The following is a 23,912-nucleotide window of genomic DNA, read 5'->3' on the forward strand; positions in this document are numbered from 1 at the left end:
GGCAACGATCCGTCAGGAAGGGATCAAGCTCATGAAGGTCATCATTTGCGGAGCCGGGCAGGTGGGATGGCAGATCGCCCGCCATCTGTCGGGAGAGCAGAACGATGTGACGGTGGTGGACAGCAATCCCGATCTGGTCCGGCGCGCCACCGAAACACTTGATGTGCAAGGTATTGCCGGCTTTGCCAGCTATCCGGATGTTCTTGACCGTGCCGGTGCACGGGACGCTGACATGGTGATCGCCGCCACCTATTCCGACGAGGTGAACATGGTCACCTGCCAGGTGGCCCATTCGGTTTTTTCGGTGCAGCGCAAGATTGCCCGGTTGCGGTCGCAGTCCTACTTGCAGGCGATCTATTCCGACCTTTACCGGCGCGATCACCTGCCGATTGACGTGGTGATCAGCCCCGAGCGCGAGGTTGCCGCGGCGGCCATGCGAAGGCTGTCTGCGCCTGCGGCGTTTGACACCGAGACATTCATGGACGGTCAGGCCCAGCTGTTGGGGGTGACGCTGGACGAGGATTGTCCGGTGGTGAACACGCCACTGCGCCAGCTTACTGATCTCTTTTCGACCCTGCGGGCAATTGTGGTCGGTGTCCGGCGCGATGGAACCCTGTTCGCCCCCGAGCCGGAAGATCAGCTTTTTGTTGGCGACGACTGCTATATCTTCACCCATATCGAAGATGTGAGCCGGACGTTGGAAGTGTTTGGCAAAACGCAGAAAAAGCAGGATCGCATCGTGATTGTGGGCGGCGGAAACGTCGGTCTCGAAGTTGCCAAGACACTGGAAAAGAACCGCACCCGTGTCCGGTCCAAGGTGATTGAGCTTGATCGCAAATCGGCTGAGATTGCCGCCGAAGCGCTTGAACGAACCATTGTCCTGAACGGGGACGGGCTGGATGCGGCTCTGCTGAAAGAAGCCGGAATCACCCGTGCCGACGCCATGCTTGCGGTGACGGATGACGACAAGACAAACATGCTTTCGGCCGTTCGGGCCAAGGCTGAGGGCTGCCCGTATGTCGTTGCCCTGATCAACGATCCGACTCTGGTGCCGATGATGGGGCCGCTCGGCATAGACGCCCATATCAACCCGCGGGCCACGACCGTCAGTTCGATCTTGCGCCACATCCGGCATGGCCGTGTTCGACAGGTCTATTCGATCGGGGATGCAGAGGCCGAGGTTATCGAGGCCGAGGTTCTGTCGACCTCACCCATGGCCGGTCAAAAGCTGCGCGACATCGACTTTCCCGAAGGTGTTCTGGTTGGTGCTGTGCGCAAGAGAGATGAGGTTCTTCGGCCCTCCGGGGGGCTCAGAATTGATGACGGCGATGTCGTGGCCTTGTTCGCCATGGCCGACGACGTACAGGAGGTCGAGCGGCTGATGCAGGTCTCGATCGACTTCTTCTGATCATGCGTATGCAGGTTCAGCCTGGTCCGATCATGCGGCTGCCGCTGTTCCTCCTGATCTGGGGAGTGGCGGCCCTGTCTATGCTTCTGCCTTCGATACACGCCCTTGTTCGCGACAATCACGATGTTTCGCGCGCATTCTTCTATTCCAGCATTCTCGGGGTGTTCGTGGTCGCGATGATCGGCCTGTCCCTCGGGGCGCGTCGACCAAGATACGGATCACTTGGCCAGCTGTTGTCCTTGCTTGGAACATTTTCCGTTCTACCGGTATTTCTTGCGGTTCCGTTCCACGACGCGCTGCAAACGACATCCTTTCTGAACGCGTATTTTGATATGGTCAGCGCAATTACCACAACCGGCGCTGACCTGTTCCCGGATTTCACCCGGCTGGACCCCTCGCTTCACCTTTGGCGGGCGCAGGTCGGATGGATGGGCGGGCTGGTCATGTGGATTGCTGCCTCGGCTATCCTTGCGCCATTGTCGCTTGGAGGGTTCGAAGTCACCGCCCGCGGAGAGCCGGGCAGGGCGGTGAAATCCTCGGTCCAAAGCGATGTGGTCGACCCGCGGCGGCGGCTGCTGCAGGTCACAGCAACACTGACGCCGATCTATGTCGGTCTGACGGGGGTGGTCTGGATCCTGCTGATGATGTCGGACGAGCGGGCGCTGACCGCGCTCTGCCACGCGATGTCTGTGATGGCGACAAGCGGTATTTCCCCTGTCGGTGGCATGACCGGCGCTCAGGCCGGGGTGGCCGGAGAGGTGGTGCTGTTTCTGTTCATGTTCTTCGCGCTGTCCCGCCTGACCTTCTCCTCTGATACCGTGGCGCGTGGATATTCGCGGCTGGACAAGGATCCAGAGTTCCGGATCGGGTTGCTGATCGTGGTGAGCATTCCGGCGCTGCTGTTTCTGCGCCACTGGGTCGCCTCGTTCGAGGTTGATGCGCCCGAAGATCCGGTGCTTGCGCTTCGGGCCTTGTGGGGGTCTCTTTTCACCGTGATGTCGTTCCTGACCACTACGGGGTTTGAAAGCGCCGACTGGGAGGAGGCGCGGCAATGGTCGGGTCTTGGAACACCGGGCATAATCCTTATGGGGCTTGCGGTGATCGGTGGCGGCGTGGCCACAACTGCGGGCGGCGTCAAGCTGCTCAGGGTCTTTGCACTTTATCTCAATGGTCTGCGCGAGATGGAGCGGTTGGTTCATCCATCCTCTGTCAGTGGCGTTGGGGCAGGACACCGCCGGATTCAAAAGGACGGCGCTTTTATCGCATGGGTTTTCTTCATGCTGTTCGCCCTGTCGCTGGCGGTTATCACGCTGGCGCTGGCCTATCTTGGGTCCGGTTTCGAACAATCCATGGTTCTGGCGATTGCCGCCCTGTCCACAACCGGGCCACTGATCGACGTTGTGGGCGAGGAACCGATTCAACTGATCTCGCTGGGGGCCGGGGCCAAGGCAGTTCTCTGCGCCGCGATGGTTGTCGGGAGGCTGGAAACCCTGGCAATCATCGCCCTGATAACACCGGACCTCTGGCGAAATTGAGACCCCCGGGAAACAACGCATTCTAAAGACTCGTTTTTCGTCTGGAAACTCCGTGATTTTCCTCCATACTCCCGTCGGAGGGACGCGTTGGTCCGCAGCGCGACAAGTAAGGCTCGACGAGACTCAGCGATAAGAGCACCAGACAAGAACAGGGGCGAGATAAAAAGAACATGGCTTCGGACAGACAGAATCTTCAGGACGCATTCCTGAATCACGTAAGAAAGACCAAGGTTCCGGTCACCATTTTCCTGATCAACGGTGTCAAACTGCAAGGTGTCATTACCTGGTTTGACAATTTCTGCGTATTGCTGCGCCGGGACGGTCAGTCCCAGTTGGTTTACAAACATGCGATTTCTACCATCATGCCGGCCCAGCCGATCAGCCTTTATGAGGGCGAAGACGCCTCTTGATGGAACATGACAGGGTTCGCACCCGCGCTTGGGTGCTGCATCCCGAAATAAAGAGCGACGAAGAGCGCCGGGCACCCGCTCCGGCGCTGGAGGAGGCGGTTGCGCTGGCAGCCGCCTTGCCTGATCTTGAGGTGATCGGATCCGAGATTGTCCGCCTGCCACGCGCGCAGCCGGGGTTGCTGTTCGGGTCCGGAAAGATTGACGAGCTAAAGGCCCGCATCAAGGAAAACGACGTTGAGCTCGTGCTGATCGACGGGCCTGTGTCTCCGGTTCAGCAACGCAACCTCGAGCGGGAATGGAAGGTCAAGATCCTCGACCGAACCGGGCTGATCCTCGAGATTTTCTCGGACCGGGCCCGCACCCGCGAAGGTGTTCTGCAGGTTGAGATGGCGGCGCTCAGCTATCAGAGAACTAGGCTGGTTCGGGCATGGACGCATCTTGAGCGTCAGCGTGGCGGACTGGGCTTCGTGGGCGGCCCCGGCGAAACCCAGATCGAGGCCGACCGCAGGGCGATCGACGAACAACTTGTCCGCTTGCGTCGGCAGCTCGACAAGGTGGTCAAGACACGCGAACTGCACCGCAAGGCCCGCGCCAAGGTGCCTTATCCGATCGTGGCCTTGGTCGGGTATACGAACGCGGGCAAGTCAACCTTGTTCAATCACCTCACCGGGGCCGAAGTCATGGCCAAGGATATGCTTTTTGCCACGCTCGATCCGACGATGCGCCGCGTTCAGCTTCCTGACGGGCCCGAGGTCATCCTTTCGGATACGGTGGGGTTCATTTCCAACCTGCCGACCGAACTGGTCGCCGCGTTCCGGGCCACGCTCGAAGAAGTTCTGGGTGCGGATCTGATTCTGCATGTCCGTGACATCAGCCACGATGACACCGAGGCGCAGGCCGAGGATGTGCACAATATTCTCAACACTTTGGGTGTCGATGCCGCCCGTCCGCAGCTTGAGGTTTGGAACAAGCTTGACCGGCTTGACGGAGAAACCCGCGATGCCGTTCTGGCCAGGGCCGGGCGTGAAGACAGCATCTTTGCCATATCCGCGCTGACCGGTGAGGGGCTTGATGATCTGCTTGTGGCGGTCGCCGAGCAGTTGCAGGGCGCTCGACATGAGGCCGAACTGGTTCTTGCCTTTTCTGACGGGCGCCGGCGCGCCTGGCTGTTTGAGCAGGAGGTCGTGCAGAACGAGCGGCAGACCGAAGACGGGTTTGAAATCACCGTTTTGTGGACGGCCCGGCAAGAGGCAAAGTTCAACGCGCTTTGAAAGCAGGCAGGAGTGCCGGCAACCCGATCACGGGTTGCTGTGTCGTCTGGTGCAGGGTTTACTGTCTTGGCAGAAGCCAGGTGGTGCCGACGGATGCGGCGCGGGCGAGTTCAGTATCAAGCGACATCGGGATGTATTCCCCCCGACGCCAGAGCTGTGCCAGATCATCATAGAAACGCGACAGGAAATGCCCTGATTGGCCGGTTGAAATGATAAAAACGGAACTGTCGGGATCGGCAAAGTCGTAGACACCACGATATCCGGCCCCATGCACATTCTGAAACGGATCCGGCCCTTCGCCCGACGTGCGGCCGCGTTGCAAAGTGTTGTCGCCGCCGCTGGTGGACTGACGGATATTCACGAAGTAGCGCAGAACCGGAACAGAGCCGAGCACGGGATGGTCGTGGGTAGCCTGATGCGCATCGCCCCAACGCAGGCTTTCAAGGGCGGTTCCATAGCGTTGCGAGATCCAGACCAGCGCGTCATCCAGTGCCATCCGGGCCATGTCTGTGCAAGTCTCGACAGGGGCACTCTGACGGACATCACACCAAGCCGAGGCGCCGTCGATGTCGCGATAGACCCGCTCGATAAACAACGGCTGAACATGTGTGAATTCTTCGGCCAATGGCCCGAGATCATCCTCGCTCAGCCGTTTCTGCAAAGCCCGCATCCAGGCCGCATAGATCAGCGGTTCAGGAAGGTGTTCGTTCATCTCGCCATTCCAGTCAGCCAGCAGAGAAAGGGCTACCTGACGCTGGCGTTCCTGAGTGCCTTCCGGGGCGGCCTCGCCGGTAAACCACAGATCGGCACCAACCAGCGGAAGCAGGGCGCGGGCAGTGAAACTTACTGGATCCAGCTGTGCTTCGATGAAACTGTCACGGGTATGGACCTCGCGCGATTGCATCAGCCGCTGCCAGCGGTTGATCCGCTGGGTATCGCCCCAGACATAGGAAACGTGGTTCGGAAACGGGCGTTCGAGCGTCTTGTTGTTGGTGTTGCCAAGGATACCGCCGCGCGGCGCTACGAATTCAGGGTTGGCTGCATAGGCGAGCCGGCCCTGCCAGCGGTTCTCTGACCGCCATCCCTGTGAAGGCATTCGACCCTTGCTCTGGTGCTTCACGTCACGGCGCGGCATTGCGCCGACGGTTTTCATGGCGATGATTTCCCGATCCACGAGCGACAGGTTCTGAGAGGGGGCGATGTACCTTTCGGATGCCGCAATCGCGTCGCGTACCGACTGGGCCTGCATAACTCCCATTGCGGCGCTCATTGTCGTGTCTTTCGGGCTAAGCGCAGTCCAGGCCAGGGCCGCGACATGACCTGGAGGCGTGATCGTTGAAAGCCCGTAATGAGTGCCGGGCAGAACAGGGCCGTTCTCGGTCCATCGCAAGGTCAGGGTGATCGGCTGGCGATCCTTGATTTCGATGATCGAAGGACGGCTTTCGAACGGCTTGTACCCATCAGGCGTCAAATACTCTTCGGGGTTGTCGGGGTTCAGCTTTTCGATGAACAGATCCTGATCATCCAGATAGGACGAGGTCACTCCCCAGCCCAAACGGGCGCTGCGACCAGTCATGATCGCTGGAATGCCGGGGATCGATCCGCCGATCACGCCGCCTGCGGCCAGTTCCATGCGCGCCAGATACCATGTGGCCGGTGCGGTGAACCCGAGATGTGGGTCGTTCGCTAACAGCGTGCCGTGAGATGCGGACCGGTTGGGCGCAGCGCTCCATGCGTTTGATGCGCCGGCAAGTCCCATCTTTGGAAACGGTGAGAACGCAGCGTCGGGCATCAAAGCCGCACGGGCATAGCGGGGCAGATCGGGGAAAAGGGCCGCATATTCCGGGAGAGCAGCAATGCCGGTGCCGGGTGCATTCGGAAGGATGTCCGACAGGCGATCCTGATCCTCCAGCGCCAGTGACGTTCGGGCCCGCAAAACCTCGTGTTCCAGATGGCCTGACAATTGCAGGGCCATCAGTTTCACGACGGCCAGAGAATCTCCGGGCTGCCACGGCGCCATCGGTGCGTTGAACAGGAACATCTCGGGTGCGCCGCGACCCAACGCGCCGTCGTTGATCTCCTGCAGGCGGGTGTTTACCCCGTCCGCATAGGCCTGCAGCGCCGAGCGTGTCCGGTCATCCTGCGCATCGACAGACAGATGCGCCAGCCGATACAGATCGAGCCTGCGCAGCAGTTTGTCGATCTCCACGGTGCGCGCTCCGAAGATCTCCGACAGCCGACCCTGAGCCGTACGACGGAACATCGTCATCTGCCACAGGCGATCCTGTGCATGGGCATAGCCAAGGCCGAAAAACACATCCTCGTCGGTCGCCCCGAAGATATGCGGAACGTTGGCGTTGTCGCGCACGATTTCCACCGGGGCAGAGACCGCAACATTCTTGAGCGTCTTGTCGTAGGTCGGGAGGGACCGGCTTGCCAGAAAGTAAACGACAACGACAGCCAAAACCACAAGTGCGATAAGCGCGGCGGCCAGCCTCAGCAGCCAGCGAAATACGGTCCCCATGATGCCCCCTTGGCCCCAGTTGGATCTTTTTTGAATCCGTTCCGGTCCTTCGACCGGTAAACGTTGCGCAGCCTAAGGGAAAGGTCAGGCGGGGAGAAGGGGAAAGCGTTCCGATCTGCCGCAGGGGAATCCCGGACGCTTAGGGTATACGCCCGGCGCTATGTCAAAAGGCGCCGGGAACAATCATGTGTCGGCGATCAGGGGATGATACGCGTATATTTCGTGCCTTCGAGCGTCGCGCCGACCAGCAGACCGGCCTGCCCGAACACAGCGGCAAGAATCGGCGAGCGCAGAGTGTTGGTGTCCGCGGCGATGGAATCGCCCTGGTCGCTGACGACATATTCCAACCCGGCCCCTGCGGCCCATCCGCTGGAGGTCCGGAATTCGCTCAGCGCGGCCTGCGTCATGAAGAACAGGACGTGGGCGTATTGCTGCGCACCGATCTGAAGCCCGGCGCTTCCTTTCACGGCCGAGTAGTAATCGACGGTGACACCATTGATGCGCAAAGCGCCGCGGCCATAACCGCCGCCAAAGCCGAAACCGGCCTCGGTGATCAGGGGCATGACCAGCATACCGACGGATTTCTCGGCGATCTCGACCGTATTTGGAAAGGACGCGAACATTTCGTTCAGGGTTGCGTCGACGCGGGCGTCGATGGTGGCCGCGTTGGTATTGCCGACACCGTTGCCGCACGCGGCGGTCAGGGTCAGCCCGGCCATGCCGAGGACAACGCCACGACGCGATAGCCCGTTGGGCCGGCGGAGGTTCTGGGAACTGCTCATATATCTGTCTCTGTATTCGTGCCTGAAAAAGCCGGCTTTTGCCGGTCTTGTTCGCAACAATACGCCGATTGGCTGGCGCTGTCACGGCCTGTCTCGCAATCACATGCGAAAATGATGTAAGTTTCGGCGGGAACTCGCCGTAATTACAGGAAAAGACCCGGGTCAGCCTTGCAGGAATCGGGCGACGTCAGGTGCGAAGTAGGTGAGAATTCCGTCGCATCCCGCGCGTTTGAAAGCCAGCAGGCTTTCCAGCATGACCTTTTCACCGTCGATCCACCCATTCTGAGCGGCGGCTTTGATCATCGCGAATTCACCCGAAACCTGATAGGCGTAGGTCGGCGCTCCAAACGTGTCCTTTACCCGCCGGCAGATGTCGAGATAGGGCATGCCGGGCTTGATCATCACCATGTCAGCGCCTTCGGTCAGGTCACGCTCGATCAGGCGCAATGCCTCATTGGTATTGGCCGGATCCATCTGATAGGTGTTCTTGTCGCCTTTGAGCGCACCCGAGGCACCGACCGCATCGCGAAACGGGCCGTAGAAGGCACTGGCATATTTGGCCGCGTAGCTCAGGATCATCACGTTGCGATGGCCGGCACCTTCCAGCGCCTGCCGCATCGCGCCGATCCGTCCGTCCATCATGTCAGAAGGCCCGATAATGTCCGCGCCGGCCTCGGCCTGGGCCAGCGTCATCTTGACCAGAGCCTCGACGGTTTCGTCGTTGATGATCTCGCCATCGACCACATAGCCGTCATGTCCGTTGATGTTGTATGGATCGAGCGCCACATCGGTCATCACCGCGATATCCGGTGCGGCTGCCTTGATGGCGCGAATTGCCCGGTTGGACAGGTTGTCGGGGTTCCAGGCTTCGGCGCAATCCTCGGTTTTCAGCGACGGATCGGTATAGGGAAAGATGCAGATTGCCGGAATTCCCAGCGCCTGCGCCTCAACCGCCGCCTTGGCAATCTGGTCCACCGAGCGGCGCATCACGCCGGGCATAGAGGGAACCGGTTCTTCGACCCCTTCACCTTCCCGCACGAATACCGGCCAGATCAGGTCACCTGTGCCAAGTGTCGTTTCCCGTACCAGAGACCGGATCGCAGGGGATTGACGTGCGCGGCGCAGGCGGGCAGCGGGGAAAGGGGCGACGGTGGGCTTCATGACGCGGTTCTCCTTGCACATTCGACCATTGGGTGGCATGGAAAACCTTCGCCCACAAGGGTATGAATGACCGCAATCGGGGAAACACACGCTCCGGGATTAAAGAACGGTAGAAAACCGGGGTTGGATTTTACCCGCCACCGGAAGATTAACGGGGCCGGATCACCGGACCGGAGCAGGGGACAAAGCGATTGGATTGGTACACCGCGCTATTTGAGACGATCGACATGCGATCGTTCTCGAACCTATGGTTCTGGATTGCATTGGCGGTGGCGTGGTCCTCTGCCAGCCATTGGGTTCTGGGCGTTCCGTTCGACATGGTGCAAAGGGCCCGCCGTGTGGGAGGTCAGGCCGAGATAGACTTGACGGATATTACCCGGGTTAACGTGAACCGGATCCTCTATATTACCCGTGTGTCCGGGATCTGGCTGCTGGGGCTTGGATGTTTCGTGCTGTCAGGACTGGCAATGCTGGGGTTCTTTTACGGCATCGAATTCGCGCAGGCGCTGTTTCTGCTTGGGTTCCCAATGTCCATTGTGACGCTGCTGAACATCAGCACGGCCCGCCGTGTCGAGGCGGAACATGCGACCGGAGAAGTGCTGCGCAAACGGCTGTCACGGTTGAGGTTGTACACACAGATGATTGGAATGATGTCGATTTTCGTCACCTCTCTGTGGGGAATGTACAAGAACTTGTCGCTGGGTGTCCTGGGATAACGTGCCATGGCTACGCAACACATCAATGTTGGCGGTGCACCGGAAGGGTATGATGCGCGGCTGATCCTGAAAGAGATCGCGAACAGCGGCGTCCCGGTCTGTCATGTCTCCCGCGATGACAAGCGGATGGAAGCGATGCGCGCTGCGCTTGCCTTCTTTGCTCCGGACATGCCGGTGTTCACCTTTCCCGGATGGGATTGTCTGCCCTATGACCGGGTCTCGCCCAATGCCGATGTATCGGCGGCAAGGATGGCTACACTGGCGGCGTTCGTGCACCAGATGCCCAAGGATTTTGTGCTTCTTACAACGCTGAACGCGGCCACCCAACGTGTTCCGGCCCGATCCGTTCTGCGCAAGGCAACCTATACCGCGCAAGTCGATGGCCGCATTGACGAGGAAGCCCTGCGGAGTTTTCTGGTGCGCATGGGGTTTTCGCAAAGCCCAACCGTCATGGAACCCGGCGACTATGCGATCCGGGGCGGGATCATCGATATCTTCCCTCCGGGTGAGGGCGGCCCTGTGCGGCTGGACCTGTTTGGGGATGTTCTGGACGGCGCACGGCGGTTTGATCCCGTCAGCCAGCGGACAACCGAGAAGCTGGACCGGGTGGAATTGTCGCCGGTCTCAGAGGTCATTCTCGACGAGGCCGCGATCACTCGGTTTCGCCAGAACTACCGGATCGAGTTTGGCGCCGCAGGGACGGATGATCCGTTGTACGAGGCGGTAAGCGCCGGCCGCAAACATCAGGGCATTGAACACTGGCTGCCCTTTTTCCACGACAAACTTGAGACGCTGTTCGATTACCTGCCCGATGCGACGATCACGCTTGATGACCAGTCCGGCGCAGCGCGGTTGGCGCGGTGGGACAGTATCACGGATCAATACGAGACCCGCACCCATGCGCTGAAGAACAAGTCTCGGATGGACACCGTCTACAAGCCAACGCCTCCGGGTCTTCTGTATCTTGATGACGATGCGTGGCAGGCGGCGATAGGGGACAGGCGAATGCTTCATTTCCATCCCCTGCCTCAGTCATCCGGCCCCGGCGTTATTGATGCCGGCGGTCGGATCGGACGAAACTTTTCACCGGAAAGACAGCAGGAAAGTATCAGTCTTTTCGGTGCGTTGACCGAACATCTGAAGGTTCGAATGCAGACCGGACCGGTTGTCGTAGCCTCCTACTCGGACGGCGCGCGGGAACGTTTGGCGGGCCTTATCGAAGATGAAGGTCTGGCCGAGACCATTTTGATCACGGACGGCAACGGCATCGGCAAACGGGGTCTACATCTGGCGGTCTGGGCACTGGAACACGGGTTCGAAGCGCCGGACATGACCGTGATCTCGGAACAGGATGTGCTGGGCGATCGCTTGATCCGAGCTCCGAAAAAGCGGCGCAAGGCTGAGAATTTCCTGACCGAAACGCAGTCACTTACGCCTGGAAACCTGGTGGTGCATGTCGATCACGGCATCGGGCGGTATTTGGGGCTCGAAGTGATTACTGCCGCAGGGGCTGCCCATGAGTGTCTGGCCCTCGAATATGCCGAGCAGTCCAAGCTGTATCTGCCGGTCGAGAATATCGAGCTTTTGTCAAAGTATGGCCACGACGAAGGCCTGCTTGACCGGCTGGGCGGAGGCGCGTGGCAGGCCAAAAAGGCCAAGCTCAAGGAACGCATTCGCGAGATGGCCGACAGGCTGATCCGCATTGCCGCTGAAAGGGCGCTGCGCAAGGCACCGATAATGGATCCGCCGCCGCATGCTTGGGAAGAATTCAGCGCGCGTTTTCCCTATCAGGAGACCGAGGACCAGCTTCGTGCGATCTCGGATGTGATGAAAGACATGCACTCGGGCGCTCCGATGGACCGACTGATCTGTGGTGATGTCGGATTCGGCAAGACAGAGGTAGCGATGCGTGCCGCCTTTGTTGCAGCGATGTCGGGCGTTCAGGTGGCGGTGGTTGCGCCCACCACACTTCTGGCGCGTCAGCACGCGGCCAGTTTCAGCGAGCGATTCCGTGGATTTCCTATGGAAGTGCGGCAGCTTAGCCGCTTTATCTCATCCGGGGAGGCGCAAAAAACCCGCGACGGTCTAGCCCGCGGAACTGTCGATATCGTGGTCGGAACCCATGCGCTTCTGGCCAAAGGGATACGGTTTCAGAACCTCGGCCTGCTGATCATCGATGAAGAACAGCATTTCGGTGTTGCCCACAAGGAACGGCTGAAACAGATGCGCTCGGACGTTCATGTTCTGACCCTGACGGCCACGCCGATCCCGCGCACGTTGCAGCTGAGTTTGACCGGCGTCCGCGATCTGTCGATCATCGGCACTCCTCCGGTCGACCGGCTTGCGATCCGAACCTATGTCAGCGAATTCGATGCGGTAACCATCCGCGAGGCGCTGCTGCGCGAGCACTACCGGGGCGGGCAGAGCTTCTACGTCGTTCCGCGCATCTCGGATCTGCCGGATATCGAAGCGTTCCTAAAGGAGCAGCTTCCCGAGCTGAGCTATGTGGTGGCGCATGGCCAGATGGCTGCTGGAGAACTCGATGACCGGATGAACGCCTTTTATGACGGCAAATATGACGTGCTGCTGGCGACCACAATCGTCGAAAGCGGACTGGATATTCCGACCGCCAACACGATGGTGGTGCATCGCGCCGACATGTTCGGTCTGGCGCAGCTCTATCAGATCCGCGGGCGCGTTGGCCGGTCCAAGACCCGCGCCTATGCCTATCTCACCACCAAGCCGCGGGTAAAGTTGACCCCGGCAGCCGAGAAACGACTGAGGGTTCTCGGATCTCTCGACACGTTGGGTGCCGGGTTCACGCTGGCGAGTCAGGATCTCGACATTCGCGGTGCCGGAAACCTTCTGGGCGAGGAACAATCGGGCCAGATGCGCGACGTGGGCTATGAGCTTTACCAGTCAATGCTCGAAGAGGCGATTGCCAAGATCAAGGCTGGTGAAATGGAAGGTCTGTCGGATGCCGACGACCAATGGGCGCCACAGATCAACCTTGGGGTTCCTGTCCTGATACCCGAAGACTACGTGCCGGATCTCGATGTGCGCCTTGGCCTTTATCGGCGCCTGTCATCACTAAGCACCAAAGTGGAACTCGAAGGATTTGCCGCCGAATTGATCGACCGGTTCGGCAAGCTGCCGAAAGAGGTCAACACGCTCTTGTTGGTGGTTCGTATCAAGGCGATGTGCAAACGCGCCGGCATTGCCAAGCTCGATGGTGGCCCAAAGGGCGCGACGATCCAGTTCCACAACGACAAGTTTGCCTCGCCGCAAGGATTGGTTGAATTCATTCAGGCGCAGAACGGACTGGCCAAGGTTAAGGACAATAAGATTGTGGTGCGTCGGGACTGGAAGCGCGACAGCGACAAGATCAAGGGCGCCTTTGCGATTGCACGCGATCTGGCCGAAAAGGTTGTAGCCGAGAAGAAGCGAAAGAAGGCGGCGACCGGCTAAACCGGCTACCAACCACCGGTCTGCGTCGGTACCCGAGGGTTACCGCGCGGCCCGCATGGCCGCCTGAGCGCAAAAGCAGGACGCCGCAACGGCCCGATCAGCCCGCGCCAGCGCAAGGTCAAGCCGTTGTCGGATCTGAACAATCTCGACGGTTTCGTCCCTCGCTTTCAGACAGTCGTGCAAGCCCTTGAGAGACCAGACATTATCCGGATGAATCGAGGCGCGTCCAAGCGTCCCGCCCAGCCCAAGATCCGCGCGATAGACCGCTTCGGCCTCTTCTGTCCGCCCTTGTTCAAAAAGCAGCGCGCCAAGCGCATGCCGGGCGGGTTGCATCCAGCCCCACGGTTCATCATAGGGCAGATCGTCATCCAGTTCGACCGAACGGCGCAGATGGGCAAAGGCGATTTCGTGATTTCCCTTGCGATACTCGATTTCTCCACGCAGCATTTCTGCTGCAATCTCAAGCAGATCTACAACGCGATTGTTGTGCAGGAGGCGGCTGTCCGGCACCCGGTCTTTGGCTGTGAGGAAACAGAGCTCTTCCGCTTCGGCTTCGGTCACACGGTCCGTGGCGGCATAGCCAAGTGCGCGGGCATAGTGGGTGGTTGCGGCGAGCGTGCGGAACAGGTCGACGTCTTCGGGCAGTTCCAGCGCTACTGCCTCGTCCCACCGGCCAAACCGGATCAGGATATGCGGTCCCATCGCCATATAACTTTCAAAATAGTCGGCCATGGGCGGGCTTTCGATCTGTAGCATCTCGACAGGTGTCGTGGCCCAGATCCCGTCATTGGCGCGCAGGGCAGGTTCGATCTGTCCAAGAAACAGCGCACCATAGATAGCAAAATGGTAGTTGTGCTGTCGGTAGCCCGTGTAGATGTTGAACGCGCCCTCACGGTCGTAATACCTCAGATCCGCCACGACAGCGCGTTCGTTCCAATGCACCACGTTCTGATAGTGGCCGCACAGTACATCGATATGGGTGGCCATATGCACCAGATGCCCGGCAACCGGCACCAGTGTTCGCAGAACGTCGGCTGCCTTCAACGCCTGTTCCGGGGTTGGCGACATTTCCATCAGATGGACATAGAGGTGAAGCAGGCCGGGGTGCGACATAGCCGCGGGGTTTGACTGCATGGCGGTTTCGAGAGCCTGCTGTGCCTCGAGAGTTGCGGCGCCTTCAGCGGGTTGCCCGGTTTTCAGGTCCCACATCTTCCACGGCGTCAGATTGAGGAGCGACTCGACATAGATGGTGCGCAGGTCCAGCTGGTCCGGTACGTCCTGAAAGGCCGCCCGCATTGCGTCGGCAAAAGCGTGATTCCAGTCATGCATGTTTTCGGCAAGGTCGCGCTGAGGATACCTGGCTGGCAGGGCGCGGATCAGTGCGGTTTCAACCGGGGTGCAGCCGTCGATCCGGGCCAGCGCGGCCTGTGCCGCATCATGGGCTCGGGCCAGCGCCTTGGCGCGCCCGGCGTCGTCGAACAACTGCCACGGCATGTTGTAGTTGGGCCCTGCTGAGTAACCGATGCCCCAATGGGCCATGGCGCAAACCGGATCGTGTTCAATTGCCTTCTCGAAGCAACGCACCGCCTCTTCATGGTTGTAGCCGTAGGTCCAGATCAGACCGCGATCAAACCAGAGCTGCGCCTCGGGCGTGTTTGTGGTGATTGGACAGGTATGTACTCCGAGATCATAATAGTCTGTCATTGCGGTGCTCCCAGGATTTTGACGACTATAGATGAACTCCGCCGGTTGCCCCAACGCCGCGGCTCAGGCGCCAGTCATACCACCTGGCGCGCCTCGACCCGCCCCATGTGCACCATGATAACGAACCCGGCCGTTACCATAGTGAATATCCCGGCAATCAGCGGCCAGAGCGACCCGTCGAACAACAATCCGATCGGTGCCGCGATTGCAGCCGCAAGAACTGTCGCTATGGCGCCGATCACCGAAGCGGCCATCCCTGCGATATGTCCCATGGGTTCCATCGCGATGGCATTCAGGTTGCCAAGAGTCATCCCGGCCATGAAAAAGACGGTTGCCTGCCATGCCACGAACAGCCCGAACTCTGCGTTGAGCGACAGCGAGGCACCGGTCGCAAGGGCCATGCCGCCGCTGAGGATGATCTGGGCACCCAATGTCCATGTCACCAGCCAGCGCATTCCCAGTCGCATGACCAGTGCTGCGTTGAGCAAACTGGCAGATCCGGAAATCAGCGCAACCAGACCGAACCAGACCGGAAAGCTTTCGGCGCGGCCAAAGATTTCGTCATAGATCTGCTGCACCATTGTCAGCATGGTGAACAGCGTGCCCATGCAAAGGGTCTGAACAATGATCGACAGGCGCACCGTTGGGTGGGTCAGCATTTCTCGCACCGCGCCCAACAGTAACGCCGCTCGGAACGGGCGACGATTCTCGGGGGGGAGCGACTCGGGCAGGCGAAGCCCCATCCAAAACAGGGTGACCAGTGAAAATAGAACGAAGCATAAGAAGATAGCGCGCCACCCGGCAACCGCGATGACACCCGCACCCAGCAGTGGTGCGATGGCCGGAACAAGGGTGAAAATCATCATGGCAAATGAGACAATCCGCGCCATTTCCCGGCCCGCGTAGAGGTCGCGGACGACCGCCATAGCGACAACGCGGGGCCCGGCAGCCCCGAGCCCCTGAAGAACCCTAGCGGCCAGAACAAGCTCGAGCGAAGAGCTGGCCCAAGCCACGCCGGCAGCAACGATATAGAGTGCAGCACCTGCATAGATCACCGGTTTGCGGCCAAGCGTGTCCGACAAGGGGCCGGTAAAGAAGGTGCCAAGCCCCATTCCCAGAACGAAAGAGGTCAGGATCAGTTGTGCGCGGTTCGGGTCATCCGGGCTCAGCTCCTGACCGATTTCCGGTAGGGCAGGCAGCATTGCGTCGATTGAAAAGGCAATGGTTGCAAACATCATTGCCGTCAGGGCGATAAATTCGCCTTTGCCCATGACCGGCTGTGCTGGACGGGTATCGGAAACCATGACGAACTCCTTACCTAAGGGGCGGTATCACGCCCTCCGTTATTCGGGCCAGTTGCCTGATCGCACAGACCTATGTGTGAATTTGCAAAGGTCGTGAACCTGTTAAGGTTTCGGGTAGTCTGGGGCTTCGGGGGGCGAGGGCGGGTTTGGCGGGTCGTCCTCGTTGGCCGGCTCGCCCGACGCGCCAGACCCATTTCCTAGCCTTGCGAACAGCCATTCGGCATGTTCCTCGCGTTTTCTCATGTGATAGAGGGCGAATTGCTGGATCGCCACGGCAAAGATGCCAAGACCGACAAAGATGAAACCGGTGGCACCGATCTTTCCCAAGGCCGTTGCGGGAACCAGTTCGCCATATCCGACCGTTGAAATGCTCACCACGGTGAAAAAGTATGAGTCCAGCCAGCTCCAGCCCTCGACAATCCGAAAGAACACGGTTCCCAGCAGAACGATGCCCACAAGGCTGTAGATGATTGTGAAGGCCTTGAACTGTTTCATCTGCTGTCTGTCACGAGGCGACTTGTTCGGAAATTTCCTTGATGACCTTTGCCCACAACTCGGGAGGCTGCGCGCCAGGCACGGCGTGCTGGTTTGCGACAATGAAAGTCGGCACTGAGGTGATGCCCATTTCGCGGGAATGGGCGTCGCGGTCGCGGATCATCTGCCGGTCCTCATCCGTGGCCAGCAATTTTAGGATCACGGCAGCATCCATACCGCACCCGTCTGCGACATCGGCCAGAACCTCATGGCTGCCGATGTCCCGGCCTTCCACGAAATAGGCGTGAAACAGCGCGTCAACGGCTTCGGTCTGCTTGTGCTCGATGCCGGCCCAGTGGATCAGCCGGTGCGCGTCTAGCGTGTTCGGCGTGACCTGCATGGCCTCGAAATTGATCGACAGCCCGGCTTGTTTGGCGTGTTCCACGACCGGGGCATAGGCCTTGACCGCTCCCTCCTTGCCGCCGAACTTGCCTTCGAGATAGGCGCGCCGGTCCATGCCGCCATCGGGCATGTCCGGGTTGAGCTGAAAGGGATGCCACTCGATCACGAAGGGATGGTTCGGGATCTCGGCCAGCGCCTTGTCCAGATTGGTTTTGCCAATGTAGCACCACGGGCAAATCGGGTCGGAAAGAATGTCGAGCTTAACGGTCTGGGTCATGTATTGGCCTTGAAATAAGCGGGCAGGGCCCGGCGCAGAAGTTTGCCGTTGCCACCCATGGGCAGCTCGGAAAGGTGAATGTAGGCGCGCGGCTGCTTGTAGCGGGCCAGACGGGTTTCCACATAGGCGTTCAGGTCGTCGGCGTCCAGTTCGGCAGGTCCGGTGTAAAAAGCGGCGATGATGAACGTGTCCTCTTTCACCTCGACGGCCGCAGCACCAGCCTGTGTGATCCCCGGGTGTTTCGACAGCACGTCTTCGACCTCGACCGGCGACACCCGGTAGCCGCCCGCATTCATCATGTCGTCGTCGCGCCCGAGATAGAGGATCTGCCCGTCTACCGCCATCGCGCCCTGATCGCCGGTCAGGAACCACTCGCCCTGCATGCGCGCTTCGGCCTCGTCCGGGGCGTTGAGATAGCCCAGCATCAGGCCGGGATCCGATCGGTGAATGGCGATGGTTCCTTCTTCACCCTGCGGGACCGGACCGTCCGGCCCGAGGATGGCCACCTTTCGCCCCGGTTGAGGTTGGCCCAACGCTTCGCCTCTGGCGGGATGATCGGGGCTGGAAGAGATAAAGGTCGAACACTCGGACATGCCATAGGCTTCGAAGAGCTCCGTCCCGGTGACCGCGCCCCAGGTTTCGTGCAGGTGTCGCGATAGCTTTTCACCGGCACACAGCCCGTGCCGGAGATGAGGCAATTTCAGCCCTTCGGATTGATGAAGAATCTTCCTGTAAACGCCCGGAGCTGCAGCAAAAATCGTGGCCTCATGAGCGGCCAGAAGTCCGGGCAGAGAAGCGATGTTTGTGCCGGGTTCCGGTATCAGCGCGGTCGCGCCAATGGTCCATGGATCCATCAGACCTGTGCCAAGCGTGTAGGTCCAGTTGAATGCACCGGCATGGCACAGCCTGTCGTCGGACCTGAGTCCATACCATCCGTCAACCATCATCTGCCGGGCCCAGATCGCCCGGTGGGCATGGGCCACGGCCCTCGGCTTCCCGGACGTTCCCGAGGTGTAGACGACATAGGCCATCCTGTCGGGATCGCCCATTGCCCAGTCGCAGGCGGGCAGGTCGCGCATCTGTTGCAGCGTTTCAATGTCGATCTGGCGCGGGTGATCGGCGCAGGCCACCTTGGGATCGCGCAGAACCGCAGCAGGATTCAGCTCTGCGATCACCTTGGCAGTTTCTGGCTCGGTCAGCTGTGACGAAGTCGGAACCGGCACGATTCCGGCGGCTATGGCGCCGAGATATGCGACTGGGAAATCCACCGTGTTGCCTAGCCGCATTAGAACGATTTCGCCGGGTTTTATTCCCGATTGCAGCAATCCGTTCCCGGTCGCCCGTACAGATGCCGCAAGAGCACCGAAACTCCAGTTGTCCGTGGTCTCGGAACCGAGCACGGAAAGCGCGGTTTTCTCGGCCATGTCAGTGGCGTGACGCAGCACATGTGCAGCCAGATTGAACGGAGCCGGACAGGGCGCTGGCGGGCCTTGATCAAATACAGAGAGCATGGGGCCGTGGCTAGCCCGGCAAAGCCTGCGTTGCAAGGTGTTCCGGCGCGGCTTATAGACAGAACTCATGGCAGGCCATGACCCTAAATCGCTGATCCGCATCGCCCGTGACAACGGAGCCGGAACCGAGGCCGAGCCTCTGGATCTTGGCCTTCGGGTTCGAGAACTTCGAAAAGCTCGGGACTGGACCTTGGAGCAGGCGGCCGGACAGGCCGGGCTTGCTCGGTCGACGCTGTCAAAAATCGAAAACGGACAGATGTCGCCGACCTATGACGCGCTCAAGAAATTGGCGGTGGGGCTCGAGATATCGGTGCCGCAGCTGTTCACGCCGCCGCAGCGCGATCAGGTCAACGGCCGCATGGCTCATACCAGATCCGGCGAGGGGACCGCGCAGGCTACCGCGACGTATGAGCACGAACTGCTGGCCGAAGCGTTGACGAAAAAGCAGATGCTGCCATACCGCGCCCGCGTGCGCGCAAGATCAATGGACGAGTTTGACGGCTGGGTCCGCCACGATGGCGAAGAGTTTCTATATGTCCTCACCGGCGTCATCCAGTTGTTCACAGAGTTTTATGAACCGATCGAGATGCGCCGGGGCGACAGCGCCTACTACGACGCAAGCATGGGGCATAACGTGATTTCGATCAGCGACGAGGATGCCATGATCCTCTGGGTGACGTCCCTGACCTGAAAGCCGTGCACTACGACTCTGCAAGCCTGACGCAGCAGGCTGACCAGAACGTCAGTCGTCCATTTCGCGGCTGAGGGATTCCACAAACAGGAAATCCTCAAACTCTTCGCGGGCTTCTGTCACGGTAAGTTGGTGGGTTTCGGCAAGATGCGCCTCGAACCGGTTACGGTCCAGTTTCAGGAACGGCATCGAGGAATCATCCAGATGCGGAAAACGTGATTTTACACGCGGAAACGACGACGCCCAGTCCTGCGTGAGATCTGTCCATTTCATCATTTTGAGCGGTCCTTTCCCAGTGACCAAGAACGCTCCTCCCAAAGGCACGTTAGAAATGTAACTATTTCCATAGCACCGGGCAAAATGCCGCATACTTAAATTGCATGTTTTCTCGGCATCTTTTTTCTTCAGGTTGCGTAAATTCCAAGTCGAGAACAATTTTAAGTTGCATTGCTCTAGTGCTGCGGAGTGTTCGAAACCAGTTGCCAACGCACAGCGATTCGAACTTGGCCACGCTAGTCCTCGTACCACCAGACGTCGGGCATAAAGCCAGGACGGTCACCGTAGATTGGCAGATGCTCGGGGTATTTCAGATGCCGCGAATGGGCAATGCGCCCGACATCATACTGCCAGATCGGGATGACATAGCGCCCTGTTGTCAGGATCCGGTCGAGCGCCCGGACGGCTGCCGTGAACTCTTCCTGGGTTTCGGTCGACAGCATGCGGTCGATCATCGCCTCGGCAGCCGGCGAGTCCATTCCCATCAGGTTGCGCGACCCGGGGTCCTCGACACCATCGCTGCCCCAGTACAGGCGCTGTTCGTTGCCCGGTGACAGTGACAGATCGCGACGAAAGGTAGTCATGTCGAAATCGTATGCGGTTTGGCGTGCCGTGAACTGGGCGTTATCGACCGTGGTTGTTTCGACCGAGATGCCCAGACGCTCCAGCGCTCGCGCATAAAGCTCGATCACTGTTTGCATATCGCCGTCGCCCTGACGCAGCAGGACCTGAAACCGGAATGGGCGGCTTTGGGCATCGCGCAGCTCGCCATCCTGCACGGTCCAGCCGGCTTCATTCAGGAACTTCATGGCTGCACGCAGATTGCCGCGGTTTCGGGCCGAGCCATCGCCGACCGGCAGGGCGTATCCCTCAAGCGCACCTGGCAACAGATCATCGACGTGTGATTCAAGGAGTTCGCGAACAGCGCCTGCCGCCGGTCCGGGCTGCATCCCGAGCACCGAGTTCGAAAAATAGGAGGCGATCCGGGGCTGTGCGCCCCCGGTCATCGTGTCGTTTATATATTCGAAATTGAAGGCAAGGAGCATCGCCTCGCGCACGCGCCAGTCATTAAACGGCGCCCGTCGTGTGTTCATGACGAACCCGGTCATGCCCGATGGGCGCTGGTGCGGAATCTCGGATTTGATCACGTCGCCGCGCTCGACGGCCGGGAAATCATATTGTCTGTCCCACTTCTCAGCGTTGAACTCGCGAATGGCGGTCAGCTCGCCGGCCTTGAACGCTTCGAACAGAACCGTGCCATCGCCATAGAACTCGATCCTCATTTCATCGAGATTGTGCGTGCCGCGCCGAAATGGCAGATCACGGCCCCAATATTCGGGATTTCGGTGCAGGGTCAGGAACCGCCCGGCTTCGAAATCCTTGACGACGTAAGGGCCGGTGCCGATCGGGATGTCATCAAGACCGGACGCTGCGAAGTCCTTGCCCTCCCATTGGGCCTTTTTAAGGATGGGGCGCAATCCGGCAATCAGGGCAAGTTCCCGGTTGTCGCCACTGAATGTAAGCCGGATGGAGCGGGGGCCGGTCTGTTCGATGCTCGCAATCTGCGACCAGAGCCCACGATACCGGGGATGCCCTTCCTCTCCGAGAATCTGGTAGGACCAGAGGACATCCTCGACTGTGACCGGGCTTCCGTCAGAGAATCGGGCTTCCTCACGAAGCGTGAATTCGACCCAAGAACGGTCCGGCGCAGCCTCAACCGATTCGGCCAACAGCCCATAAAGAGTGAACGGTTCGTCCCAGGATCGGCCCATCAGGCTCTCGTATCCCCAAAACCGAAATTGCCACGGAGCGGTGCCTTTGAGCACAAACGGATTGAGGCTGTCGAACCCGCCGGTGTTGCCGAATACCACACGCCCGCCTTTGGGAGCATCCGGGTTGGCATACGGCAGAGACACAAAATCCGGTGGGAGGGCGGGCTCTCCATACATAGCTATGCCATGAACCGATTCTGCCTCCCCATTTCCGGCGAGGCAAATGAGGGTGAATCCGGCGATCAGTGACCGACGAAGAGAGAAAAAATCTGGTCGCACTTTGGCAACAATCCTGCTCAGGCCTTATTTTGTTAAGCTTCAACGTAACGGTGGTTTTACGTCTTTTCAAACTTTTAGCTTGGATGCCGCGGGGGAATTGCTTATAAAGGGATCACTGCTCGATAGGTTTCTTGCCTGTATGAAACCTGCCTCAATAACTTAACGCCCGCTTCGTGCGGGCGTTTTTTTTGGCCGGTTCGTCTGATTTCTCGGGTGGGTCAGTTTTCCCGTGCTTGGCAGTTTCCTTTGCACTTGCAGCATGGCAGGGTGCGCGCAAGTTCAGATACACGAGACAAATGGAAGCGAGGATCACCATGTCACTGGCGGGAAAGACTGCAATCATCACCGGATCGAATTCGGGAATCGGCCTTGGTGTCGCACGCGAGCTGGCAAATGCCGGCGCAGACGTTGTCCTGAATTCCTTTACCGACCGCGACGAAGATCACGCGCTGGCCGCCGAGATCGCCTTGGAGGCCGGAGTATCCGCCCGTTACATCAAGGCCGACATGTCCAAGGGGGATGAATGCAGGGCTCTGATCGAACAGGCCAGTGCCTGCGATATCCTGGTGAACAATGCCGGTATTCAGCACGTCGCTCCGATCGATGAATTTCCTCTCGACAAGTGGGACGCGATCATTGCCATCAACCTGAACTCGGCCTTTCACACAACGGCCGCGGCGTTACCGATGATGCGCAAGGCCGGTTGGGGCAGGGTGGTCAATATTGCTTCGGCACATGGGCTCACGGCCTCGCCCTTCAAGGCGGCCTATGTGGCGGCCAAACATGGCGTCGTGGGCATGACCAAGACCGTGGCGCTGGAAACCGCCGAAGAGCCGATCACCTGCAACGCGATCTGTCCGGGGTATGTGCTGACACCACTGGTTGAGGCGCAGATTCCAGATACGATGGAGAAATACGGAATGGGCCGCGAAGAGGTGATCAAGAAGGTCATGCTGGAACGCCAGCCCTCCAAAGAGTTCGCGACGGTCGAGCAGCTTGGCGGAACCACGGTCTTTCTATGCTCGGATGCCGCAGCACAGATCACCGGAACGACGATATCTGTCGACGGCGGCTGGACCGCGCTCTGAACCGAAATTGGGGGTGGCCGCACGGATGTTGAGCAACGTTCCTGCGGCCCTGTTTCCGTGCCAGTCGGATGCGCCGAAACGCGGCTATTCCGGCAGTGGTTCCGGCGGTTGCGTCGGGTCTTTCTCGTTTGGGTAAACCAGCCCGGCGGAAATCACGAGTTTAGCGGCGTCTTCGACCGACATATCGAGCTCGATGACATCCTCTGCTGGGAAAAACAGCAAAAACCCCGAGGTCGGGTTCGGCGTTGTCGGGACAAAAATGCTCAGCAACTGGCCCCCGGTTTCGGCCCGGACCGAAACTTCGCCCCTGGCCGTTGTTGAGATAAAGCCGATAGCCCAGATGCCGCGACGCGGGTACTGGATGAGACAGGCTTTTTCAAATGACCGTTCGGATTGGGCAAACACCGTTTCCGAGATCTGCTTGATCCCGGAATAGACTGACCGCACCACCGGCATCCGGTCCACAAGACTTTCTGCAAAAGAGATCAACGAACGCCCAATGATCCCTTTGGCGATCCAGCCGACCAGCACCGTGAACACCAGGAAGATGATCACACCGACGCCGCGCAGGTTGATGCCGATATATTCTTCGGGCTGGAAATTGTTGGGGATCAACGGCAGCACAAAACCGTCGATCCAGCCCACAACTGTCCAGATCAACCAGATGGTCAGCCCCACCGGCGCGATTACGACAAGTCCCGTCAGGAAGGACGCGCGCAATCCGGCCAGCAGGCCGCGGTGGCGATGAGGTTCTTCGTCGAAAGGCGTGTTCATGCGATGTCCGTCCGGTGCGCCTCCGTAGGTATGTGCTTTGACCTTGGGACACAATGGCAACCTGTGCCTGTGATCCGATGATGTG

At 59.5% G+C, this 23,912-nt stretch carries 19 protein-coding genes; 8 read left to right on the plus strand and 11 right to left on the minus strand.

The features are described from left to right. The first annotated feature begins 31 nt into the window (after window positions 1–31). From trkA to hflX, 4 genes are all read left to right on the plus strand, one after another. Window positions 32–1,408, plus strand: a complete 1,377-nt coding sequence (gene trkA, locus ACP15U_RS16810; RefSeq protein WP_425046316.1) for a Trk system potassium transporter TrkA — start codon at window positions 32–34, stop codon at window positions 1,406–1,408. Between the two features lie 2 nt (window positions 1,409–1,410). Continuing rightward, on the plus strand, window positions 1,411–2,943 hold the full coding sequence (locus ACP15U_RS16815; RefSeq protein WP_425046317.1) for a TrkH family potassium uptake protein: 1,533 nt from the start codon (window positions 1,411–1,413) through the stop codon (window positions 2,941–2,943). A gap of 170 nt (window positions 2,944–3,113) precedes the next feature. Then, window positions 3,114–3,353 (plus strand): RNA chaperone Hfq, encoded by a 240-nt coding sequence (gene hfq, locus ACP15U_RS16820; protein ID WP_008204623.1) that lies wholly within the window; start codon window positions 3,114–3,116, stop codon window positions 3,351–3,353. Next, window positions 3,353–4,624 (plus strand): GTPase HflX, encoded by a 1,272-nt coding sequence (gene hflX, locus ACP15U_RS16825; protein WP_425046318.1) that lies wholly within the window; start codon window positions 3,353–3,355, stop codon window positions 4,622–4,624. The genes hfq and hflX overlap by 1 nt, the downstream gene beginning before the upstream one ends. A gap of 58 nt (window positions 4,625–4,682) precedes the next feature. On the opposite strand, the gene ACP15U_RS16830 is transcribed toward hflX, so the two are convergent. The 3 genes from ACP15U_RS16830 to hemB form a co-directional block, all read right to left on the minus strand. Continuing rightward, complete coding sequence (locus tag ACP15U_RS16830; protein WP_425046319.1) at window positions 4,683–7,148, minus strand: penicillin acylase family protein; 2,466 nt, start codon at window positions 7,146–7,148, stop codon at window positions 4,683–4,685. A 197-nt stretch (window positions 7,149–7,345) separates the two neighbouring features. After that, the gene (locus ACP15U_RS16835; protein WP_425046320.1) at window positions 7,346–7,930 is read right to left on the minus strand and encodes a YSC84-related protein; all 585 of its coding nucleotides are present in this window, start codon (window positions 7,928–7,930) and stop codon (window positions 7,346–7,348) included. A gap of 162 nt (window positions 7,931–8,092) precedes the next feature. Beyond that, window positions 8,093–9,091, minus strand: coding sequence for a porphobilinogen synthase (hemB, locus tag ACP15U_RS16840; protein WP_425046321.1), 999 nt, complete (start codon window positions 9,089–9,091; stop codon window positions 8,093–8,095). 191 nt (window positions 9,092–9,282) lie between these two features. Here hemB and ACP15U_RS16845 point away from each other — a divergent pair, with 191 nt between their 5' ends. Together ACP15U_RS16845 and mfd are read left to right on the plus strand one after the other, a co-directional pair. Continuing rightward, window positions 9,283–9,807: a component of SufBCD complex gene (locus ACP15U_RS16845; RefSeq protein WP_425046322.1), complete on the plus strand. Its 525-nt coding sequence runs from the start codon at window positions 9,283–9,285 to the stop codon at window positions 9,805–9,807. Window positions 9,808–9,813: 6 nt separating this feature from the next. Further along, complete coding sequence (gene mfd / locus ACP15U_RS16850) at window positions 9,814–13,275, plus strand: transcription-repair coupling factor (RefSeq protein ID WP_425046323.1); 3,462 nt, start codon at window positions 9,814–9,816, stop codon at window positions 13,273–13,275. A gap of 39 nt (window positions 13,276–13,314) precedes the next feature. Here mfd and ACP15U_RS16855 read toward each other — a convergent pair whose 3' ends face one another. From ACP15U_RS16855 to ACP15U_RS16875, 5 genes are all read right to left on the minus strand, one after another. Beyond that, on the minus strand, window positions 13,315–14,979 hold the full coding sequence (locus tag ACP15U_RS16855; RefSeq protein WP_425046324.1) for a hypothetical protein: 1,665 nt from the start codon (window positions 14,977–14,979) through the stop codon (window positions 13,315–13,317). Window positions 14,980–15,053: 74 nt separating this feature from the next. After that, on the minus strand, window positions 15,054–16,283 hold the full coding sequence (locus ACP15U_RS16860; RefSeq protein ID WP_425046325.1) for a multidrug effflux MFS transporter: 1,230 nt from the start codon (window positions 16,281–16,283) through the stop codon (window positions 15,054–15,056). A gap of 102 nt (window positions 16,284–16,385) precedes the next feature. Next, window positions 16,386–16,778, minus strand: coding sequence for a potassium channel family protein (locus ACP15U_RS16865; RefSeq protein WP_425046326.1), 393 nt, complete (start codon window positions 16,776–16,778; stop codon window positions 16,386–16,388). A 10-nt stretch (window positions 16,779–16,788) separates the two neighbouring features. After that, window positions 16,789–17,436 carry a DsbA family oxidoreductase gene (locus ACP15U_RS16870; protein WP_425046327.1) on the minus strand — a complete coding sequence of 216 codons (648 nt, stop codon included), beginning with the start codon at window positions 17,434–17,436 and terminating at the stop codon, window positions 16,789–16,791. Then, window positions 17,433–18,947 carry a class I adenylate-forming enzyme family protein gene (locus ACP15U_RS16875; RefSeq protein WP_425046328.1) on the minus strand — a complete coding sequence of 505 codons (1,515 nt, stop codon included), beginning with the start codon at window positions 18,945–18,947 and terminating at the stop codon, window positions 17,433–17,435. Before ACP15U_RS16875 ends, ACP15U_RS16870 begins: the two co-directional genes overlap by 4 nt. A gap of 67 nt (window positions 18,948–19,014) precedes the next feature. Here ACP15U_RS16875 and ACP15U_RS16880 point away from each other — a divergent pair, with 67 nt between their 5' ends. After that, window positions 19,015–19,638, plus strand: coding sequence for a helix-turn-helix domain-containing protein (locus ACP15U_RS16880; RefSeq protein WP_425046329.1), 624 nt, complete (start codon window positions 19,015–19,017; stop codon window positions 19,636–19,638). A 51-nt stretch (window positions 19,639–19,689) separates the two neighbouring features. On the opposite strand, the gene ACP15U_RS16885 is transcribed toward ACP15U_RS16880, so the two are convergent. Together ACP15U_RS16885 and ACP15U_RS16890 are read right to left on the minus strand one after the other, a co-directional pair. Further along, entirely contained in the window at window positions 19,690–19,914 is a 225-nt protein-coding gene (locus ACP15U_RS16885; RefSeq protein ID WP_425046330.1) for a hypothetical protein, read from the minus strand. A 236-nt stretch (window positions 19,915–20,150) separates the two neighbouring features. Beyond that, window positions 20,151–21,965 (minus strand): extracellular solute-binding protein, encoded by a 1,815-nt coding sequence (locus ACP15U_RS16890; RefSeq protein ID WP_425046331.1) that lies wholly within the window; start codon window positions 21,963–21,965, stop codon window positions 20,151–20,153. 314 nt (window positions 21,966–22,279) lie between these two features. Here ACP15U_RS16890 and ACP15U_RS16895 point away from each other — a divergent pair, with 314 nt between their 5' ends. Beyond that, window positions 22,280–23,053: a 3-hydroxybutyrate dehydrogenase gene (locus ACP15U_RS16895; RefSeq protein WP_425046458.1), complete on the plus strand. Its 774-nt coding sequence runs from the start codon at window positions 22,280–22,282 to the stop codon at window positions 23,051–23,053. Between the two features lie 84 nt (window positions 23,054–23,137). Here the strand turns inward: ACP15U_RS16895 and ACP15U_RS16900 are convergent, their stop codons facing one another. Next, window positions 23,138–23,827, minus strand: coding sequence for a DUF502 domain-containing protein (locus ACP15U_RS16900; protein WP_425046332.1), 690 nt, complete (start codon window positions 23,825–23,827; stop codon window positions 23,138–23,140). Window positions 23,828–23,912 lie beyond the last annotated feature (85 nt).

The sequence above is a fragment of the Primorskyibacter sp. S87 genome (assembly GCF_049801055.1).
Classification (GTDB): Bacteria; Pseudomonadota; Alphaproteobacteria; order Rhodobacterales; family Rhodobacteraceae; genus JBNAGF01.

Coding starts and splice junctions, on each gene's coding strand:
- trkA (WP_425046316.1), top strand. CDS start 32: ATGAAGGTCATCATTTGCGGAGCCGGGCAGGTGGGATGGCAGATCGCC.
- ACP15U_RS16815 (WP_425046317.1), top strand. CDS start 1,411: ATGCGTATGCAGGTTCAGCCTGGTCCGATCATGCGGCTGCCGCTGTTC.
- hfq (WP_008204623.1), top strand. CDS start 3,114: ATGGCTTCGGACAGACAGAATCTTCAGGACGCATTCCTGAATCACGTA.
- hflX (WP_425046318.1), top strand. CDS start 3,353: ATGGAACATGACAGGGTTCGCACCCGCGCTTGGGTGCTGCATCCCGAA.
- ACP15U_RS16830 (WP_425046319.1), bottom strand. CDS start 7,148: ATGGGGACCGTATTTCGCTGGCTGCTGAGGCTGGCCGCCGCGCTTATC.
- ACP15U_RS16835 (WP_425046320.1), bottom strand. CDS start 7,930: ATGAGCAGTTCCCAGAACCTCCGCCGGCCCAACGGGCTATCGCGTCGT.
- hemB (WP_425046321.1), bottom strand. CDS start 9,091: ATGAAGCCCACCGTCGCCCCTTTCCCCGCTGCCCGCCTGCGCCGCGCA.
- mfd (WP_425046323.1), top strand. CDS start 9,814: ATGGCTACGCAACACATCAATGTTGGCGGTGCACCGGAAGGGTATGAT.
- ACP15U_RS16855 (WP_425046324.1), bottom strand. CDS start 14,979: ATGACAGACTATTATGATCTCGGAGTACATACCTGTCCAATCACCACA.
- ACP15U_RS16860 (WP_425046325.1), bottom strand. CDS start 16,283: ATGGTTTCCGATACCCGTCCAGCACAGCCGGTCATGGGCAAAGGCGAA.
- ACP15U_RS16865 (WP_425046326.1), bottom strand. CDS start 16,778: ATGAAACAGTTCAAGGCCTTCACAATCATCTACAGCCTTGTGGGCATC.
- ACP15U_RS16870 (WP_425046327.1), bottom strand. CDS start 17,436: ATGACCCAGACCGTTAAGCTCGACATTCTTTCCGACCCGATTTGCCCG.
- ACP15U_RS16875 (WP_425046328.1), bottom strand. CDS start 18,947: ATGCTCTCTGTATTTGATCAAGGCCCGCCAGCGCCCTGTCCGGCTCCG.
- ACP15U_RS16880 (WP_425046329.1), top strand. CDS start 19,015: ATGGCAGGCCATGACCCTAAATCGCTGATCCGCATCGCCCGTGACAAC.
- ACP15U_RS16885 (WP_425046330.1), bottom strand. CDS start 19,914: ATGATGAAATGGACAGATCTCACGCAGGACTGGGCGTCGTCGTTTCCG.
- ACP15U_RS16895 (WP_425046458.1), top strand. CDS start 22,280: ATGTCACTGGCGGGAAAGACTGCAATCATCACCGGATCGAATTCGGGA.
- ACP15U_RS16900 (WP_425046332.1), bottom strand. CDS start 23,827: ATGAACACGCCTTTCGACGAAGAACCTCATCGCCACCGCGGCCTGCTG.